This window comes from Acinetobacter genomosp. 15BJ (assembly GCF_000400715.1).
In the GTDB taxonomy this organism is placed as follows: domain Bacteria; phylum Pseudomonadota; class Gammaproteobacteria; order Pseudomonadales; family Moraxellaceae; genus Acinetobacter.
On the sequence record NZ_KE007345.1, the window covers coordinates 90,083 to 107,442 of the forward strand.

Genomic DNA, 17,360 nt, shown 5'->3' on the forward strand with positions numbered 1-17,360 from the left:
TTCAGCACATGCTACTTATTAACTGGTAAAATCGTGAAACTCTTTATATTTTAGTTTTGTTGAAAATAATCCTTGAGTAACGTTCCAGCTCTTCCTACTACAATCGCCATAACGATTGCAATTACTAGAAACATCCACATTGAAATCTCCATAGAGACCTCCTACACTTGTGTATCTACTTTTGATAGATACTAGATTGGCGTTCATCATCGATATTCACGGGAGAGTGATATATTGATGACACTTTCAATCTCTTTCTCTTGGTCACTACAACTTGAGGTTGGCGTGATTCAAGAAATTCCCTGAGTAAAGTTCCTGCTCTTCCTACTACAATCGCAAAAACAATTGCGATCACCAGAAACGACCATGTTGGAATTTCCATTTTGGACCTCCACCATACTTTACGTTGGTGTTTGTACTTTAGCGAAAATAAATCGGACTTGATCGCCAGATTGTCTGACAATCATAATTTTCACTATTTTTTAGAGTATTTAATCTAACAATTTAAGCAAGATAAACCTTAATTCAAACTAATACATTGAAATTTATATTTTTATTAATTTTATACAGTTGTAGAATTGTCGAACAATTATCCCAGTTTTGCACGTAATTTTAGCTTTTTCCATTGCGAATGTGGCAATTGATCCCACCAAATAATGCAATTTTTATTCTTTTGATGAGAAAAATAGAGCGCGATATAAAGTTGGTGATCTAATATTTTGACGATCTGTCTACGCTGGATCTTTAATTTGGGATCATAAAATTCAAACGAACATTCTTGATGATCTAAATATTCAAAACGTTTAAGTTGTGGCTGTTTCAAAAATAACAACCAAGCAACGCCCATCACGCAGAAGCATAGTAGCCAAATCCATAAGGCGAGTAAGGAATAGGTTAAACTAAGGATGGCAATGAAAATCAAGAGCTGCAGTATCATCGCAAAACGACTGCGTTGCAGCTCGAAAACACCATTAGCCATGGACATAGTGTTTTAATTTTAAAATAAAATCTTTTAATTCTGCACGAGGCGGTTCCCCAACCTCCATAAACCAATCCAATAAATCTGGATCTTCTTGATCGACCAACTCCGCAAATAATGCCTTTTCAGCGATATCAGCTGTCAGGTAGTGGTTTTTAACATAAGGATCAAAATACACATCGATTTCTTTTAAACCGCGACGCGCACGATACACAACCTTACGCTCTTCCAGTGTCATTTCATCAGACATTATTGGCTCCGCAATGCAACAATTTCCCCATAGTGTACCTGATCTCCCCGATGAAGTTCTGAGAGATTTTTCTCAAGTGACCAAATACATCAATCAAATTGAGCATTGATCACATTGTTCACTATTTTCAATTTCTTGTATGGTGATGAAGAAGATTTAAATCCAACACACTAGGGAAAAATAACAAATGCAATCAGGTGCTATTCGTCCAATTCCAAACATGCTCCCACGCAAACTGTTTACTTCAGACCACGAAGCATTCCGTGAAACAGTCCGTAAATTCTATGAGAAAGAAGTTGTGCCTAATATTGAAAAATATGAAACACAACAACATGTAGATCGTGATTTATGGAATAAGGCTGGTGCACTTGGCTTACTTTGCACCACCATGCCAGAGCAATATGGCGGCTCAGGTGTAGATCGTCTTTACAGTATGATTCTGATCGAAGAACAAGCCTACGCCATGGATTCAAGCACAGGCTTCTCTTTACATTCAGATATCGTTGCCAACTATGTCAATAACTTCGGCAATGAAGAGCAAAAGCAACACTGGTTACCCAAAATGGCAACAGGCGAAGCCGTGACTGCGATTGCGATGACTGAACCTGGTACAGGTTCCGACCTACAAGCTGTACGCACGACAGCCGTATTGGATGGCGATGAATATGTCATCAATGGTTCTAAAATCTTTATTACCAACGGCTATCTTTGCGATATGGCAATTGTGGTGTGTAAAACAGGCAACAATGAAAAAGGCTCAGCAAACTTATCTTTGCTCATTGTAGAAGCGGATCGTGCTGGTTTCAGCAAAGGTAAACCACTGAACAAAATTGGTATGAAAGGCCAAGATACTTGTGAATTGTTCTTTGATAATGTCCGTGTCCCGAAAGAAAATTTACTAGGTATGGAAGGCATGGGCTTTATCATGTTGATGAAAGAGCTCGCTTGGGAACGTATGCTGGTCGCGATTATCTGTCAAGCAGGTGCTGAAGCAGCCTTTGCACATACCGTGCAATATACCAAAGATCGTAAAGCATTCGGCAAAGCAATTAGCACCTTCCAAAATACTCGCTTTAAACTGGCGGAATTGCGTACTGAAATTGACTTTTGTCGTACCTATCTCGATCGCTGTATGGAACTACAGCTTGAAGAAAACTTAGGTGTGGATGCGGCAGCAGCTGCGAAATACAAAATTTCAGATATGTTCTCAAAAGTTGTAGATGACTGCTTACAACTACATGGAGGTTATGGTTATATGTTGGAATATCCAATTGCCCGTGCCTATATCGACAACCGTGCCAATCGTATTTATGCAGGTACTAATGAAATTATGAAAGAACTCATTTCCCGTACCCTCTAAATATCGATAGAACAAAGGGATCGTGCCCGATGCGCGATCCCTTTTTTATTTATTTCGATTCAGGTTTTTCAGCAGTTTGAACGGGCTGCGGATTCATTCTTGCCATCAGCTGCTTAACTTTAGGATTCTCAATATATTGTTGCATGGTGGTATTCAGTGCAGTACGCGCATTTTGTGTCGTGAAATGCGCGACTTCACTGCCAACATCACTGGCTTTCTTTGCCCAAGCCTTGCCTTCTACAGATTGATAGAAGGTCAATGCGGCTTGCAACTCTTTCTGGCTAAAACTTTCCACATAACGCTGCACGATAAATTGCTTACGCTGTTCACTATTCAAATTTTTGCTCAAATCGGTATAAAAACTTTCGGGTAAGTCTTTTGGCAAACGCATACGAATTTGCTCTAAAATCATTTTGTCGGTGTTTTGCAGTCCTTGTTCAGTCCCGTCAACAGATACCAACTTTTGCGCAATGACTTCTTTTTGTTTTGCATCATCGGCAAACACCAATGTACTGAATAATAATGTCCCTAAGATGATGATTTTTTTCATCGTATTATCCCTAATCAAAATTTTCTAATGTGCTCAATATACGCGATATTGATCGAATTTAAAGCCTGATTGCAAATAAAAAACCCCATGCTTATGCATAGGGTTTTTTAATAAATTCAATAAATAATTACGACACTAGCTTTGGCTTACGATCGACTTGCTCACCACGTTTATGGAATTGTAGGACTACATCGTTGAATGATGCATCTTTCAATTCTTTACGATCCGCAAGATAGTTATTGGTGATTTTCCACGGTGCTTTTTTACCTTGCTTCGGCATCACATCTGCTGCACGTGCAATATAACCAGAAGACATTTTACCCATAATGGTATCTTGTTCACGCAATGCTGGATCCGCATGGGCAATGACTTCGTCATAGCCATTTTTGTCCATATGATTGAGCAAACGACAGATATAATCCGCAGCAATATCAACTTTTAAAGTCCAAGATGCATTGATATAGCCAATGATCATCGCCATATTTGGCACATCACTTACCATCACACCTTGATATAGCATGTGTTGTGAGGTATCCATTGGCTTGCCATCAATTGTACCTTTTACGCCACCCAAGATTTGGATTTCTAAACCTGTCGCTGAAATCACAATATCTGCTTCAAGGTGTTTACCCGATTTCAATTGAATACCATTCGCCGTGAACTTTTCAATTTGATCTGTTTCAACATTGGCATGGCCTTCACGTAATGCCTTGAATAAATCGCCATCTGGCACGACACATAGACGTTGATCCCAAGGGTTATAGCTTGGTGTAAAGTGTTTCATATCCACTTTACCCTTCAACTGTAATTCAATGCCTTTCAACAGTAAGCGACGAACAGTTTTCGGATATTTTTGCGCTAATGCATAGATACCACGTTGCATACCAATGTTACGTGCACGGGTAAATTTATATGCGGTTTCTTCAGACATAAATTTACGGGTTTTTTCATAAATAAAGTCAATTGAAGGAATTGTTGCTATATAAGAAGGAGAACGCTGCAACATGGTGACATGTCCTGCCCCACCTTTCACCATTGAAGGAACCAGGGTAATTGCAGTTGCACCACTACCAATGATCACCACTTTCTTACCTGTGTAATCTAGATTCTCAGGCCAGTGTTGTGGATGAATAAATTGACCTTTAAAGTCTTCTTGCTTTGGAAATTTCGGCGCATAACCTTGATCATAGTTATAGTAACCGGTACAACCCATCACAAAGTTTGCTGACCAAGTTTGCTTCTTCTTGTTACTGTCTTCAATTTCAACCGACCATTTTTTCTTTGCAGAATCGTAGTTTGCAGAAAGAACGCGATGACCGAAATGAATTTTATCTTTTAACTGATTTTCACTGATCACATCACTTAAATAGCCCTTGATCTCAGCACCGCTCGCCAATACTTTGTCTTTTGCCCATGGTTTAAAATTAAAACCAAACGTTGACATATCCGAGTCAGAACGAATACCAGGGTAACGGAATAAATCCCAAGTCCCACCAAAGCTATCACGACGTTCTAAGATTTCGAATTTACGTTGTGGACAGTTCTTCGAGAGATGTACAGCTAGCCCAATCCCAGAGATACCTGCACCAATAATTAATACATCAACTTGCTTTTCCATTTTTTTTATACCCTGTATAAACCATGACTTTATTAAAGCACAAATTTGACAATACGCAATGTCAAGTTTGGTCATTCATCGGTTTTTTCATATCACTTCGGGACATTTTTAAGAAATTGAGGGCTAAAAAATCCTGAGATTTCCGCTTGGATTTCTTCCATTAGCGGGTTTGCTTTAGTAAAGAATAAGATTAGATATACGCTCTAAATACTTATAAACATGTTCTATTCAATATTTGCAGGGAACCACTTTTAAAGAAATAGTTCTGGATAAAACGTTATGTGGAAATAGATGTTTTAGCAATTTTAGATCGTAGGTTTAATCTCTATATAGAAGATGTCATCGATCCTTTAGAGTAAAAATAGTTTCATCAAAATCTCATCAGTATATTCTGTGTTATTTTTCAATGCTTTTGACTCTACCCCATAAGTTTGAAAGCCAAACTTTTGATAAAGCTTAATAGCTGGCTGATTATCATCTGCGACAATAAGTAAAATTTGTTCTAGATATTCTTTACTATGTTCAATAACAGTCGTGAGCAATCTATTTGCTATTCCTAAGCCTTGAAACTCAGGTTCAATAAATACACTTGATAAATAAGCCTTATGAGAAAGCTTTGTTGCGACCTCTCGAGTTAAAGTCGCTAAACCAATAATTCTGTCTTTGTGATAAACACCAAAGATCGTTGAACTAGATAAGCAACTCTCAAAAAAACATAATGGTTTCATTACTTCTATACTATATGTAGAACCAAACATTTCAGGGGCTTTAGCTAATGCTGAAAGTCTGATAGCTCTAAAATCATTCAGTTCTTTCACACATAGAATTTTAATCTCAATACTTAACATATTTATCTATTTGAATTTTTATAGTCCTGCGACCTAATTTATCAGAATACTCAATCTAAAATTATGCTCAAAAGTAATTAAAATAAACAATAAAAAAGGCCGGTTATTACACCGGCCTTTTTTGGAACAACTGACTGTTCTACACGTAGAAGTATTATTTTACTTCACGGTCAACGAGTTCAACGTAAGCCATCGGTGCAGCATCACCTGCACGGAAGCCCGCTTTAAGAACACGAAGATAACCGCCGTTACGTTCTTTGTAACGAGGGCCAAGAACGGTAAATAATTTACCAACAGTTGCTGCAGAACGAGTACGAGCAAACGCTAAACGACGGTTTGCTACTGTATCGTTTTTAGCTAAAGTGATTAAAGGCTCAGCAACGCGGCGAAGTTCTTTCGCTTTAGGTAAAGTTGTTTTAATTAACTCGTGCTCAACTAAAGCATTCGTTAAATTTTGGAACAACGCCTTACGGTGGCTGCTGGTACGGCCTAATTTCACACCACTATTACGATGACGCATGGTGATAGTCCTACTTAATTAACGGCTACGATAGGCAAAACGGTCATCCATACGGAGACTAGCTGGTGGCCAGTTCTCTAAACGCATGCCGAGTTGTAAACCTTTCGAAGCCAAAACATCTTTGATCTCTGTTAACGATTTTTTACCTAAGTTAGGAGTTTTTAACAACTCAACTTCAGTACGTTGAACAAGATCACCAATGTAGTAAATATTTTCTGCCTTCAAACAGTTAGCAGAACGAACAGTTAGCTCGAGATCATCTACTGGACGAAGCAAGATTGGGTCAACTTCTTCGCGAGGCTCTTGAGCAACAGGAGTTTGATCTTTCTGAAGATCAACAAAAATTGCAATTTGTTGTTGCAAGATTGTTGCCGCTTTGCGGATTGCTTCTTCTGGATCAACAGTTCCGTTAGTCTCAAGATCAATCACTAACTTATCAAGATCGGTACGTTGTTCAACACGAGCATTTTCTACTGTGTATGAAACACGCTTGATTGGGCTATAAGATGCATCTAACTGTAAACGACCTACAGGACGTGTTTCACCTTCAGGGAAACGTGAGTCAGATGTTTCATAACCACGACCTTGAGAAACTTTAAGGCGCATTTTCAATGAACCTGTAGAACTCAAAGTACCGATTAAATGATCAGGGTTAACCACTTCAACATTATGAGGTAAACGAAGGTCAGCTGCAGTTACGTCACCTGCTCCTTGTTTCTCTAATGTCAAATATGCTTCGTTTTGATCGAACAGCTTAATAGACAATCCTTTTAGGTTCAGCAAGAGCTCGACGATGTCCTGCTGCAAGCCTTCTAAAGTACTGTACTCGTGCTCGACACCTTCTATTTCTACTTCAACCACAGCAGCGCCAGGTAAAGAAGACAATAGAATGCGACGTAAAGCATTACCTAGAGTATGACCAAAGCCACGCTCTAAAGGTTCCAGAATCACTTTTGCCGAGGTCCCGCTCACCGCTTCGACCTTGATCGCTTGCGGAGTTAGAAACTCGTTTGCAGTACGCGTCATTTATTGCTACCTCAAGGATTATTTAGAATACAATTCTACAATCAAGCTTTCGTTGATTTCAGCAGGTAAATCAGAACGATCTGGTGCAGCTTTAAACGTACCTTCTAACTTAGAATGGTCAATTTCCATCCAAGCAGGGATACCACGTTGAGCAGCTAATTCAATTGCGTTTTTAATACGTAATTGTTGTTTAGCGCCTTCGTGTACTGCAATTACATCACCAGCTTTAACTTGGATAGATGCAATGTTAACACGACGACCGTTCAAAGTGATGCTACGGTGAGATACTAACTGACGAGCTTCTGCACGTGTAGAACCAAAACCCATGCGATAAACAACGTTATCAAGACGGCTTTCAAGCAATTTCAACAAGTTTTCACCTGTTGCGCCTTTCACACGAGCAGCTTCTTTGTAGTAGTTACTAAATTGACGCTCTAACACACCGTACATACGACGTACTTTTTGTTTTTCACGTAATTGTAGTGAGTACTCTGATTGTTTGCTACCACGAGCTCCGCCATGTTGGCCAGGAGCTTTAGCATGTTTTTTAGTCTTAACGTCAAACGGTTTAACGCCAGATTTTAATTGCAGGTCTGTCCCTTCGCGGCGAGAGAGTTTGCATTTTGGACCAATATAACGAGCCATGAATGTTTCTCCTTACACGCGACGTTTTTTAGGTGGACGGCAACCGTTGTGCGGAATTGGAGTCACATCGGTAATGCTGTTAATTTTATAACCCACTGCACCTAATGCACGAACCGCAGATTCACGACCAGGACCAGGACCTTTTACAAGGACGTCCAAGTTTTTCAAACCGTAATCTAAAGCAGCTTTACCAGCAACTTCAGCAGCTACCTGAGCAGCAAACGGTGTTGATTTACGTGATCCACGGAAGCCTTGTCCACCTGAGGTAGCCCAAGCCAATGCATTACCTTGACGATCGGTAATCGTAACAATGGTGTTATTAAAAGAAGCGTGAATGTGTGCGACACCTTCAGAGACGGTACGAGTGACCTTCTTGCGTGCGCGAGTATCTTTAGCCATCTTTTAGCTTCCAGAAATCTTATTTCTTAATCGGTTTGCGCGGACCTTTACGGGTACGTGCGTTAGTTTTGGTGCGTTGTCCACGGACAGGCAAGCTGCGACGATGACGAAGACCGCGGTAGCAGCCTAAATCCATTAAACGTTTAATGTTCATGGAAATTTCGCGACGTAAATCACCTTCGGTCGGAACCTTAGCAACTTCTGCACGAATCGCATCAAGCTGAGCATCATCTAATTCACGGATTTTTGTAGTTTCAGCAATACCAACAGCAGCTAAGATATTCTTAGAAGTGTGGCGACCTACACCAAAAATATACGTGAGAGAGATAACAGCATGCTTGTTATCCGGAATGTTTACACCGGCAATACGAGCCATTCAATTTTCTCCAAAAAGGCAGTCAAGATAATCAACCGCCCCACAAAAATCTTGAGGGGCGGATAATAACCTAATTAGCCTACTGAAATCAACAGGTCTTAATTAAATTAACCTTGACGCTGCTTATGACGAGGTTCTGCGCTACAAATTACGCGAATAACCCCATTACGACGGATAACTTTACAGCTACCACAAATTTTCTTTACAGAAGCTTGTACTTTCATGATGAAACCTTCTAAGTGCGCTTATCCCTTAGGATGAGCAGTCGTTTTTCTCATTAACGTTTGATTATCATATTGATGCGAAGTAAGGTGCGCTTGAAGTTGCGCCATAAAGTCCATTACGACTACGACGACAATCAATAAAGATGTTCCACCCAAATGGAATGGAATACCAAACGAACTTTGCAGTACCATAGGCATTAAACACACTACAGTAATGTAAATTGCACCAATGAAGGTCAAACGGTTAAGAATATGATCTAAATAACGAGCCGTTTGCTCACCTGGGCGGATACCAGGCACATATGCCCCGCTACGCTTTAAATTCTCTGATACTTCTTTTGGGCTAAAAACTAGCGCCGTATAGAAATAACAGAAGAAGATAATTAACGCGCCAAAGAGCATTAGATACAACGGCTGTCCAGGCGATAACACCAATGCCAGATCTTGTAAGCTACGTTTCACAATCCCTGCATTTGGATCAGCACTTCCTAACCATTGTCCCAAGCTCGCTGGAAATAATAACAATGAGCTTGCAAAAATCGCTGGAATTACACCCGCCATGTTAATTTTTAACGGCAAGTGTGTTTGCTGTGCAGTAAACACACGACGACCTTGCTGTTTTTGTGCATAGTTCACTGGGATACGACGTTGTGCTTTTTCAATAAACACGATCGCAGCTAAAACGGCTAATGAGAGTAAACCGAATACAGCTAAACCTATTAAACTACCCTGACCATTTTGTACAGACGTAAACGACTGAATTACGAGATTTGGCAAACCTGCCACAATCCCCGCAAAAATGATCATCGAGATACCATTACCAACACCACGTTCGGTAATTTGCTCGCCCAACCACATCAAGAACATTGTTCCAGCAACTAACGAAGTTACTGCTGGAACATAGAATGCCAAACCTGAAGTTAAGGTAATACCTTGACTGATCAAGCCAGCACACATCCCTACACCTTGCACGAGTGCAAGAAATAAGGTGCCGTAGCGTGTATATTGATTGATCTTACGTTTGCCTTGCTCGCCTTCTTTTTTCAAAGCTTCTAGCGAAGGGACTACCGTAGACATTAGCTGCACGATAATCGATGCAGAAATATACGGCATAATCCCTAACGCCAGAATCGACATGCGTTCTAATGCACCACCAGAGAACATGTTAAATAAACCTAAGAAGGTACCTTCATTAGCTTTAAAAAACTGTGCTAGCGCTACATTATCAATCCCCGGCAACGGAATATGCGCTCCTAGTCGAAAGACCAATAACGCGCCAATCAAAAACATTAATCGACGAATAATTTCACGGTATTTCACATGAAATGGTTGGCCTTTCATCATGTTTACATGACCAGAAGAACTAGGAGTCATAGACACTCGAGATTACTCCTCGACTTTACCGCCAGCAGCTTCAACAGCAGCTTTAGCGCCTTTAGTCAACACAACACCTTTAACAGTGAATGCGCGAGTGATTTCACCAGAAAGAACGATGCGAGCACGAATTTGGTCACGACGAACAACATTCGCAGCTTTTAAAGTTTCAAGGCTAACAACATCACCTTCAACTTTATTCAACTCAGACAAACGTACTTCAGCAGTTTTCAAAGCGATTTGGCTAGTGAAACCGAATTTAGGCAAACGACGATATAACGCAGTTTGACCGCCTTCAAAGCCTGGACGAGTACCACCACTTTTACGTGAGTTCTGACCTTTGACACCACGGCCACCAGTCTTACCAACGCCAGAACCGATACCACGGCCTAAACGACGGTTATCACGCTTAGCACCTTCTGCAGGTGCAAGTTCATTTAAACGCAGAGTCATGGCTTATTCCTCTACACTAACCATATAGTAAACTTTGTTGACCATACCACGGTTAGAAGGCGTATCTTGCACTTCTACAGTATGACCAATACGACGCAGACCTAAACCTTTAAGGCAAAGTTTATGATTTTTTAAACGATGCGAAGAAGATTTAGTCTGGGTAACTTTAATCGTTTTCATGATTGATTACCCTTGAATTTGTTCTACTGAAAGACCACGTTTCGCAGCGACTTTCTCAGGAGAAGTCATATCACGCAAACCTTTGAAAGTTGCGTTCACTACGTTAGCAGCATTTGTAGAACCATAACATTTAGCAAGTACGTTATGTACACCTGCAGCTTCAAGAACGGCACGCATAGCGCCACCAGCAATTACGCCAGTACCTTCTGAAGCAGGTTGCATGTATACACGGCTTGCGCCATGACGAGCATTCACAGGGTGTTGTAAAGTAGTACCCGCAAGGTCTACAGTAATCATGTTACGACGAGCAGCTTCAAGTGCTTTAGAAATAGCAGCTGGAACTTCACGTGCTTTACCACGACCAAAACCTACGCGACCATTACCATCGCCCACAACAGTTAATGCTGTGAAAGAGAAGATACGACCACCTTTAACAACCTTGGCTACACGATCAACGGCAACCAGCTTTTCAACGAGACCTTCGTTTTGTTCAACTTTCGCCATGATTAGAACTCCAAGCCGCCTTCACGAGCAGCATCAGCCAAGGCTTTGATACGACCATGATATTTAAAACCAGAACGGTCAAATGCAACTTTGGTAACACCAGCTGCTTTAGCACGTTCTGCGATCAAAGCACCAACTTTCGTAGCTGCATCTACATTACCTGTAGTACCGCTACGTAAAGATGCATCTAAAGTTGAAGCTTGCGCTAAAACTTTTCCACCATCTGCTGAAATAACTTGCGCATAGATGTGACGCGGCGTGCGGTTTACACACAAACGAGTCGCACCCAATGCACGAATGTGCAAGCGTGTGCTTTTCGCACGACGCAAACGGGTTTGTTTCTTTTCGTTCATAAGAACCTCGCGCCTTATTTCTTCTTAGCTTCTTTACGAAGAATAACTTCATCCGAATAACGAACACCTTTACCTTTATATGGTTCAGGAGAACGGTATGCACGGATTTCCGCTGCCACTTGACCTAACAACTGCTTGTTTGCTGATTTCAAAATGATTTCAGTAGCAGTTGGAGTTTCCGCTGTTACACCTTCAGGTAAAGCGTAGTCAATCGGGTGTGAGTAACCAAGGTTAAGGTTTACAGAAGTACCCTTAACCGCAGCTTTATAACCAACACCAACAAGCTGTAACTTACGTTCGAAGCCTTCGCTAACACCTTTTACAAGGTTGTTCAATACAGCGCGAGCAGTACCAGCCTGCATCCAAGCGTCTTTCGACTCTTTAGCTGGAGCAAGTTGAAGTTTACCTTCTTCCTGTTTTAGCTCGACCAGCGCATGCAGGTTGAAAGACAATGTACCTTTGCTGCCTTTCACTTCGACCTGCCGGCCGTTCTGAGTAACTGTTACACCGTTAGGTACAGTTACTGGGGCTTTAGCCACACGAGACATGAGGAATCACCTATTAAGAAACAAAAGCAATAACTTCACCACCAACGCCTGCAGCACGTGCAGCGCGATCAGTCATGATGCCTTTGCTTGTAGAAACAATTGCAATACCTAAACCTTGCTTAACGCTAGGAATTTTATCTTTACCGCGATATTGACGTAGACCTGGACGGCTTACACGCTTAACGGTTTCGATAACTGGTTTGCCTTCGAAATATTTTAAAGTAATTGTCAAAGTAGCTTTTGCTTCTTCAGAAGCAACTTCTACATTTGAAATATAACCTTCTTGTTGAAGTACGTTTGCAATTGAAACTTTCAACTTAGAAGAAGGCATAGAAACAGTTTGTTTCTTAGCCATTTGTGCGTTACGAACACGTGTTAACATGTCGGCAACGGTATCTTGCATACTCATTTAGTCGCTCCTTACCAGCTTGCCTTAACAACGCCTGGTACATCACCCTGCATTACTGTGTCACGTAATTTGTTACGGCTTAAACCGAACTTACGGAAGTAACCATGAGGACGACCAGTTAAACCACAACGGTTACGAAGACGTACTGGAGATGCGTTACGCGGCAATGCCTGTAACTTTAATGTCGCTTCGAAACGTTCTTCGTCACTTGCATTTACATTTGCAATCGTTGCTTTTAATTCAGCACGTTTTGCAGCGTATTTAGCAACTGTCTTTTCGCGTTTCAATTCGCGATTAATCATACCTTTCTTAGCCATATCGACCTCTTATTTGAACGGGAAGCCGAATGCACGCATAAGCGCACGGCCTTCGTCATCGCTACGAGCAGTTGTCGTAATAGTGATGTCTAAACCACGGATACGATCAATCTTGTCAAAATCGATTTCAGGGAAAACGATTTGCTCTTTTAAACCCATAGAGTAGTTACCACGACCATCAAATGATTTCGAAGAGAAACCACGGAAGTCACGGATACGAGGGATTGCGATCGAGATCAAACGATCCAAGAATTCGTACATTTGGTCGCCGCGTAAAGTAACTTTACAACCGATCGGCCAACCATCACGGATTTTGAAACCAGCGATTGATTTACGAGCAAGTGTCACAACTGGTTTTTGACCAGCAATGAGTTGCATATCAGCAACAGCGCCATCTAATAATTTCTTATCAGTTGCAGCTGCGCCTACACCCATGTTAAGAGTGATTTTTGTGATGCGAGGAATATCCATCACATTCTTAACGCTAAGTTCTTCTTGTAACTTTGCTTTAAGTTCGTCGTTGTAACGTGCTTTAAGTCTGGCCATTGCCTTTTCAACCTATTACTTCGCTACCGCCACTGATTCACCATTTGATTTATAAACACGAGTTTTCGCGCCGTCAATCACTTGGTAACCAATACGGTCAGCCTTTTGGGTTGTAGCATTAAAAATTGCCACGTTTGAAATATGAAGCGTAGCCTCTTGAGTAACGATGCCGCCTTCAGCGCCAGTTACACGGTTTGGCTTTTGATGCTTCTTCACTAAGTTAAGGCCTTCGACCTTAACTCGATCTTCAGAAACTGACAAAACGATACCTTGTTTGCCTTTTTCTTTACCTGCGATCACAATTACTTGATCGCCTTTTTTAATCTTAGCCATGATTGCCTCTTATAGAACTTCAGGAGCCAATGAAATGATTTTCATGAACTGTTCAGTACGAAGTTCACGAGTCACTGGTCCGAAGATACGAGTAGCAATCGGAGCTTTGTTGTTGTTCAAAATAACAGCTGCGTTATCGTCGAAACGAATAACTGAACCGTCTGGACGACGGATGCCGAACTTTGTACGAACAACTACAGCATTCATCACGTCACCTTTTTTAACACGTGCGCGTGGAATTGCTTCTTTTACAGTAACTTTAATAATATCGCCAACTGAAGCATAACGACGGTGTGAACCACCAAGTACTTTAATACATTGTACGCGGCGTGCACCACTATTGTCTGCTACGTCGAGCATACTTTCGGTTTGAATCATTGCCCTACTCCAAAACCGAGCATCACCGGTCACAATTTCGAAAGGCTCAAAGAGTACTCGAAATTGTCCGATGATGCAACAAGAACGTCTAATTACTCAGCAGCAGCTTCAACTACTTCCACTAAAGTCCAAGCTTTAGTTTTAGAAATTGGGCGGCTTTCTTTGATGGTTACCAAGTCGCCTAATTTAGCAACATTGTTCTCATCATGAGCGTGTAATTTAGTTGAACGGCGGATTGATTTGCCATACAACGGGTGTTGAACGCGGCGTTCAATAAGCACAACAATAGACTTGTCCATTTTGTCGCTTACGACTTTGCCGGTTAACGTGCGGACTGTTTTTTCACTCATTGTCCGTTCCCCTGTTTTTCGGTAAGGAGTGTCTTAATACGAGCAATTGTCTTACGAGCAATTTGCACTTCATGCGATTTGCCTAGTTGACCAGTTGCTTTCGCCATACGAAGACGGAATTGGTTAAGCTGTTGCTCATCAAGCAAAGCTTTCAACTCTTCTACCGACTTTTCACGTAGATCTTTAGTTTTCATTACATCACCGTCCGAGTCACGATAGTGGTTTTAAACGGGAGTTTAGCAGCAGCTAAAGCAAAAGCTTCACGCGCTAACTCATCGCTAACACCTTCAATTTCGTACAGGATCTTACCTGGCTGGATCTGACAAACCCAGTATTCCACGCTACCCTTACCTTTACCCATACGTACTTCTAATGGTTTTTCGGTAATTGGTTTGTCTGGGAATACGCGGATGAAGATTTTACCACCACGTTTGATACGACGGCTAATGGTACGACGTGCAGCTTCAATCTGACGCGCAGTCATACGACCACGTTCAGTTGCTTTAATTGCAATCGAACCAAATGATACTGTACTACCACGATGCGCTAGACCAGTGTTACGGCCTTTGTGCACTTTACGGAATTTGGTACGTTTAGGTTGCAACATGGATTATTCTCCCTTGTCAGCAGCACGGTCACCGCGACGACCACGACGCTCTTGACCTTCACCACGACCACGACCACGTTTAGCTGGACGCTCTTCAGCAGGAGCAGGGTTCATGACTTGTTTCATGCCACCTAAGATCTCGCCACGGAAAATCCAAACTTTAACACCGATCGTACCGTATGTTGTTTCTGCGCGCATAGTTGCATAGTCGATGTCAGCACGAAGCGTATGCAAAGGTACACGACCTTCACGATACCACTCAGTACGAGCAATCTCTGCACCACCTAAACGGCCAGAAACTTCAACTTTGATACCTTTAGCGCCAGCACGCATTGTGTTTTGAACCGCACGCTTCATAGCACGACGGAACATAACACGCTTTTCTAATTGAGAAGCAATCGCTTCAGCAACTAAACGTGCGTCCAAGTCAGGGCGATCAATTTCATTGATGCTAACTTGAGCTGGAACACCCATAATGTTGGTGAGTTCGCGCTGTAATTTCTCAATATCTTCGCCTTTCTTACCGATAACGATACCAGGACGAGCAGTGCTAATTGTTACTTTAGCAGCGCCTGTAGGACGTTCGATAAGAATATTGCTGATCATCGCGTTTTTAAGTTTTTTAGTTAAAAACTCACGAACTTGAAGATCTTTAAGCAAGTATTCAGCGTATTGTTTCGGACTCGCATACCAGTTAGCGTTATGACGTTTCACAACACCTAGGCGGATACCGATTGGATGAACCTTCTGACCCATATCAAACCCCTACCTTAACGGTGATGTGACAAGTACGCTTAGTAATACGATCTGCACGGCCTTTAGCACGTGGCATGATACGTTTAAGGCTCATGCCTTCATCAACGTAAATCGTAGTTACTTTAAGGTCATCAACATCTAAGCTGTTGTTGTGTTCAGCATTCGCGATTGCAGATTCAAGTGCTTTTTTAACGAGCACAGCTGCTTTCTTGTTGCTGAAGTTCAAAATGTCTATCGCACGTGCAACCGACTTACCACGGATCAAATCAGCAACTAAACGTGCTTTTTGTGCCGAGATAGCGGCACCGCGTAATTTAGCAGTTACTTCCATCATAGCACCTATTAACGTTTAGACTTCTTATCAACACCGTGACCACGATAGGTACGAGTTGGCGCGAATTCACCCAATTTATGACCAACCATGTGTTCAGTAACAATTACTGGAACGTGGTTACGGCCATTGTGAACAGAAATTGTTAAACCAACAAAGTCTGGAAGGATCATTGAACGACGTGACCAAGTTTTGATCGGCTTACGGTTGTTAGCAGCAATCGCAGCTTCAACCTTAGCGAACAAATGCGCGTCGACGAATGGACCTTTTTTTAATGAACGAGGCATTATTCAGATTCCCTTACTTGACGCGACGGTCGCGAATAATCATCTTAGTCGTACGCTTATTGGTACGTGTCTTGTACCCTTTAGCTTTTTGACCCCATGGACTTACAGGTTGAATACCTTTACTACGTCCTTCACCACCACCGTGTGGATGGTCTACTGGGTTCATCGCCATACCACGAACGGTAGGACGAATACCACGCCAGCGCGCAGCACCAGCTTTACCCAATGAACGAAGGTTGCTTTCTTGGTTAGAAACTTCACCAATTACAGCACGACATTCAACATGGACTTTACGCATTTCACCAGAACGTAAACGAACGATAGCGTAAGAACCATCACGACCCAACAACTGAACTGAAGTACCAGCAGAACGTGCTAATTGAGCACCTTTACCGATTTTAAGTTCAAGGTTATGAAGGGTAGAACCGATTGGCATGTTACGAAGTGGTAAACAGTTACCTGGACGAATTGGAGCATCGTTACCAGATTGAACTTTATCACCAGCACGTAGGCCTTTAGGCGCAATGATGTAACGACGTTCACCGTCAGCATATTTCAATAAAGCAATATGAGCTGTACGGTTAGGATCGTATTCAATACGCTCTACAGTCGCAGGAATACTATCTTTGTTACGTTTAAAATCAACAATACGGTAGTTTTGCTTATGACCACCACCCACGTGACGTGTAGTGATGTGACCATTGTTATTACGACCACCAGTACGTTTTTTAGCTTCTACCAACGGTGCATAAGGAGCGCCTTTGTGAAGATGGTCATGAACCACTTTCTCTACAAAGCGACGTCCTGGAGACGTTGGCTTACATTTTTGAATTGGCATA

At 41.7% G+C, this 17,360-nt stretch carries 30 protein-coding genes and 1 pseudogene; 1 reads left to right on the top strand and 30 read right to left on the bottom strand.

The window, feature by feature from the left end:
- Nucleotides 1-175: 175 nt before the first annotated feature.
- The 3 genes from F896_RS18875 to F896_RS18865 form a co-directional block, all read right to left on the bottom strand.
- On the bottom strand, nucleotides 176-382 hold the full coding sequence (locus F896_RS18875) for a hypothetical protein (RefSeq protein ID WP_016162195.1): 207 nt from the start codon (nucleotides 380-382) through the stop codon (nucleotides 176-178).
- Nucleotides 383-589: 207 nt separating this feature from the next.
- Entirely contained in the window at nucleotides 590-979 is a 390-nt protein-coding gene (locus F896_RS18870; RefSeq protein ID WP_016162196.1) for a hypothetical protein, read from the bottom strand.
- A complete protein-coding gene (locus F896_RS18865; protein WP_004804137.1) occupies nucleotides 972-1,229 on the bottom strand; it encodes an FAD assembly factor SdhE in 258 nt (85 codons plus the stop codon). Before F896_RS18865 ends, F896_RS18870 begins: the two co-directional genes overlap by 8 nt.
- A 187-nt stretch (nucleotides 1,230-1,416) precedes the next feature.
- On the opposite strand from F896_RS18865, the gene F896_RS18860 reads away from it, so the two are divergent.
- Nucleotides 1,417-2,589 (top strand): acyl-CoA dehydrogenase family protein, encoded by a 1,173-nt coding sequence (locus tag F896_RS18860; protein ID WP_005209075.1) that lies wholly within the window; start codon nucleotides 1,417-1,419, stop codon nucleotides 2,587-2,589.
- Nucleotides 2,590-2,638: 49 nt separating this feature from the next.
- Here F896_RS18860 and F896_RS18855 read toward each other — a convergent pair whose 3' ends face one another.
- The 27 genes and pseudogenes from F896_RS18855 to rplB all read right to left on the bottom strand — a co-directional run bounded on the left by F896_RS18855 (nucleotide 2,639) and on the right by rplB (nucleotide 17,359).
- Complete coding sequence (locus F896_RS18855) at nucleotides 2,639-3,139, bottom strand: DUF2059 domain-containing protein (RefSeq protein WP_016162197.1); 501 nt, start codon at nucleotides 3,137-3,139, stop codon at nucleotides 2,639-2,641.
- 127 nt (nucleotides 3,140-3,266) lie between these two features.
- Nucleotides 3,267-4,757: a flavin-containing monooxygenase gene (locus F896_RS18850; RefSeq protein ID WP_016162198.1), complete on the bottom strand. Its 1,491-nt coding sequence runs from the start codon at nucleotides 4,755-4,757 to the stop codon at nucleotides 3,267-3,269.
- 350 nt (nucleotides 4,758-5,107) lie between these two features.
- Nucleotides 5,108-5,605, bottom strand: a complete 498-nt coding sequence (locus tag F896_RS18845) for a GNAT family N-acetyltransferase (RefSeq protein WP_016162199.1) — start codon at nucleotides 5,603-5,605, stop codon at nucleotides 5,108-5,110.
- A 154-nt stretch (nucleotides 5,606-5,759) separates the two neighbouring features.
- Nucleotides 5,760-6,125 carry a 50S ribosomal protein L17 gene (gene rplQ / locus F896_RS18840; protein WP_004641032.1) on the bottom strand — a complete coding sequence of 122 codons (366 nt, stop codon included), beginning with the start codon at nucleotides 6,123-6,125 and terminating at the stop codon, nucleotides 5,760-5,762.
- A gap of 18 nt (nucleotides 6,126-6,143) precedes the next feature.
- On the bottom strand, nucleotides 6,144-7,151 hold the full coding sequence (locus F896_RS18835; protein WP_004804125.1) for a DNA-directed RNA polymerase subunit alpha: 1,008 nt from the start codon (nucleotides 7,149-7,151) through the stop codon (nucleotides 6,144-6,146).
- A gap of 18 nt (nucleotides 7,152-7,169) precedes the next feature.
- Complete coding sequence (gene rpsD / locus F896_RS18830) at nucleotides 7,170-7,796, bottom strand: 30S ribosomal protein S4 (protein WP_004657698.1); 627 nt, start codon at nucleotides 7,794-7,796, stop codon at nucleotides 7,170-7,172.
- Between the two features lie 12 nt (nucleotides 7,797-7,808).
- A complete protein-coding gene (gene rpsK / locus F896_RS18825; RefSeq protein WP_004281491.1) occupies nucleotides 7,809-8,195 on the bottom strand; it encodes a 30S ribosomal protein S11 in 387 nt (128 codons plus the stop codon).
- Between the two features lie 19 nt (nucleotides 8,196-8,214).
- Complete coding sequence (gene rpsM, locus F896_RS18820; RefSeq protein WP_004804122.1) at nucleotides 8,215-8,571, bottom strand: 30S ribosomal protein S13; 357 nt, start codon at nucleotides 8,569-8,571, stop codon at nucleotides 8,215-8,217.
- Nucleotides 8,572-8,678: 107 nt separating this feature from the next.
- Nucleotides 8,679-8,795 carry a 50S ribosomal protein L36 gene (gene rpmJ, locus F896_RS20260; protein WP_000867907.1) on the bottom strand — a complete coding sequence of 39 codons (117 nt, stop codon included), beginning with the start codon at nucleotides 8,793-8,795 and terminating at the stop codon, nucleotides 8,679-8,681.
- A 21-nt stretch (nucleotides 8,796-8,816) separates the two neighbouring features.
- Nucleotides 8,817-10,136 (bottom strand): preprotein translocase subunit SecY, encoded by a 1,320-nt coding sequence (secY, locus tag F896_RS18815; RefSeq protein ID WP_171061115.1) that lies wholly within the window; start codon nucleotides 10,134-10,136, stop codon nucleotides 8,817-8,819.
- A 45-nt stretch (nucleotides 10,137-10,181) separates the two neighbouring features.
- A complete protein-coding gene (rplO, locus tag F896_RS18810) occupies nucleotides 10,182-10,622 on the bottom strand; it encodes a 50S ribosomal protein L15 (protein WP_004804120.1) in 441 nt (146 codons plus the stop codon).
- A gap of 3 nt (nucleotides 10,623-10,625) precedes the next feature.
- A complete protein-coding gene (gene rpmD, locus F896_RS18805; protein WP_004804119.1) occupies nucleotides 10,626-10,802 on the bottom strand; it encodes a 50S ribosomal protein L30 in 177 nt (58 codons plus the stop codon).
- Nucleotides 10,803-10,808: 6 nt separating this feature from the next.
- Nucleotides 10,809-11,306: a 30S ribosomal protein S5 gene (gene rpsE, locus F896_RS18800; protein WP_004657688.1), complete on the bottom strand. Its 498-nt coding sequence runs from the start codon at nucleotides 11,304-11,306 to the stop codon at nucleotides 10,809-10,811.
- 2 nt (nucleotides 11,307-11,308) lie between these two features.
- A complete protein-coding gene (rplR, locus tag F896_RS18795; protein ID WP_004775881.1) occupies nucleotides 11,309-11,659 on the bottom strand; it encodes a 50S ribosomal protein L18 in 351 nt (116 codons plus the stop codon).
- Nucleotides 11,660-11,673: 14 nt separating this feature from the next.
- A complete protein-coding gene (rplF, locus tag F896_RS18790; RefSeq protein WP_004804118.1) occupies nucleotides 11,674-12,207 on the bottom strand; it encodes a 50S ribosomal protein L6 in 534 nt (177 codons plus the stop codon).
- A 13-nt stretch (nucleotides 12,208-12,220) separates the two neighbouring features.
- On the bottom strand, nucleotides 12,221-12,616 hold the full coding sequence (rpsH, locus tag F896_RS18785) for a 30S ribosomal protein S8 (protein ID WP_016162200.1): 396 nt from the start codon (nucleotides 12,614-12,616) through the stop codon (nucleotides 12,221-12,223).
- 11 nt (nucleotides 12,617-12,627) lie between these two features.
- Nucleotides 12,628-12,933, bottom strand: a complete 306-nt coding sequence (gene rpsN, locus F896_RS18780; RefSeq protein WP_004641050.1) for a 30S ribosomal protein S14 — start codon at nucleotides 12,931-12,933, stop codon at nucleotides 12,628-12,630.
- Nucleotides 12,934-12,942: 9 nt separating this feature from the next.
- Nucleotides 12,943-13,479: a 50S ribosomal protein L5 gene (gene rplE, locus F896_RS18775; RefSeq protein ID WP_004804116.1), complete on the bottom strand. Its 537-nt coding sequence runs from the start codon at nucleotides 13,477-13,479 to the stop codon at nucleotides 12,943-12,945.
- 15 nt (nucleotides 13,480-13,494) lie between these two features.
- Nucleotides 13,495-13,812: a 50S ribosomal protein L24 gene (rplX, locus tag F896_RS18770; protein WP_004804115.1), complete on the bottom strand. Its 318-nt coding sequence runs from the start codon at nucleotides 13,810-13,812 to the stop codon at nucleotides 13,495-13,497.
- 9 nt (nucleotides 13,813-13,821) lie between these two features.
- A complete protein-coding gene (rplN, locus tag F896_RS18765; protein WP_004657680.1) occupies nucleotides 13,822-14,190 on the bottom strand; it encodes a 50S ribosomal protein L14 in 369 nt (122 codons plus the stop codon).
- A gap of 92 nt (nucleotides 14,191-14,282) precedes the next feature.
- Complete coding sequence (gene rpsQ / locus F896_RS18760; protein WP_004657679.1) at nucleotides 14,283-14,540, bottom strand: 30S ribosomal protein S17; 258 nt, start codon at nucleotides 14,538-14,540, stop codon at nucleotides 14,283-14,285.
- Nucleotides 14,537-14,734, bottom strand: a complete 198-nt coding sequence (gene rpmC / locus F896_RS18755; protein ID WP_000849927.1) for a 50S ribosomal protein L29 — start codon at nucleotides 14,732-14,734, stop codon at nucleotides 14,537-14,539. The genes rpsQ and rpmC overlap by 4 nt, the downstream gene beginning before the upstream one ends.
- The gene (gene rplP / locus F896_RS18750; RefSeq protein WP_004657678.1) at nucleotides 14,734-15,147 is read right to left on the bottom strand and encodes a 50S ribosomal protein L16; all 414 of its coding nucleotides are present in this window, start codon (nucleotides 15,145-15,147) and stop codon (nucleotides 14,734-14,736) included. Before rplP ends, rpmC begins: the two co-directional genes overlap by 1 nt.
- Nucleotides 15,087-15,903: pseudogene (gene rpsC / locus F896_RS18745) on the bottom strand (30S ribosomal protein S3). Before rpsC ends, rplP begins: the two are co-directional and overlap by 61 nt.
- A gap of 1 nt (nucleotide 15,904) precedes the next feature.
- Entirely contained in the window at nucleotides 15,905-16,234 is a 330-nt protein-coding gene (rplV, locus tag F896_RS18740; RefSeq protein WP_004657676.1) for a 50S ribosomal protein L22, read from the bottom strand.
- Nucleotides 16,235-16,245: 11 nt separating this feature from the next.
- Entirely contained in the window at nucleotides 16,246-16,521 is a 276-nt protein-coding gene (rpsS, locus tag F896_RS18735) for a 30S ribosomal protein S19 (RefSeq protein WP_004641066.1), read from the bottom strand.
- A 13-nt stretch (nucleotides 16,522-16,534) separates the two neighbouring features.
- Nucleotides 16,535-17,359, bottom strand: coding sequence for a 50S ribosomal protein L2 (rplB, locus tag F896_RS18730; protein WP_004804114.1), 825 nt, complete (start codon nucleotides 17,357-17,359; stop codon nucleotides 16,535-16,537).
- Nucleotide 17,360 lies beyond the last annotated feature (1 nt).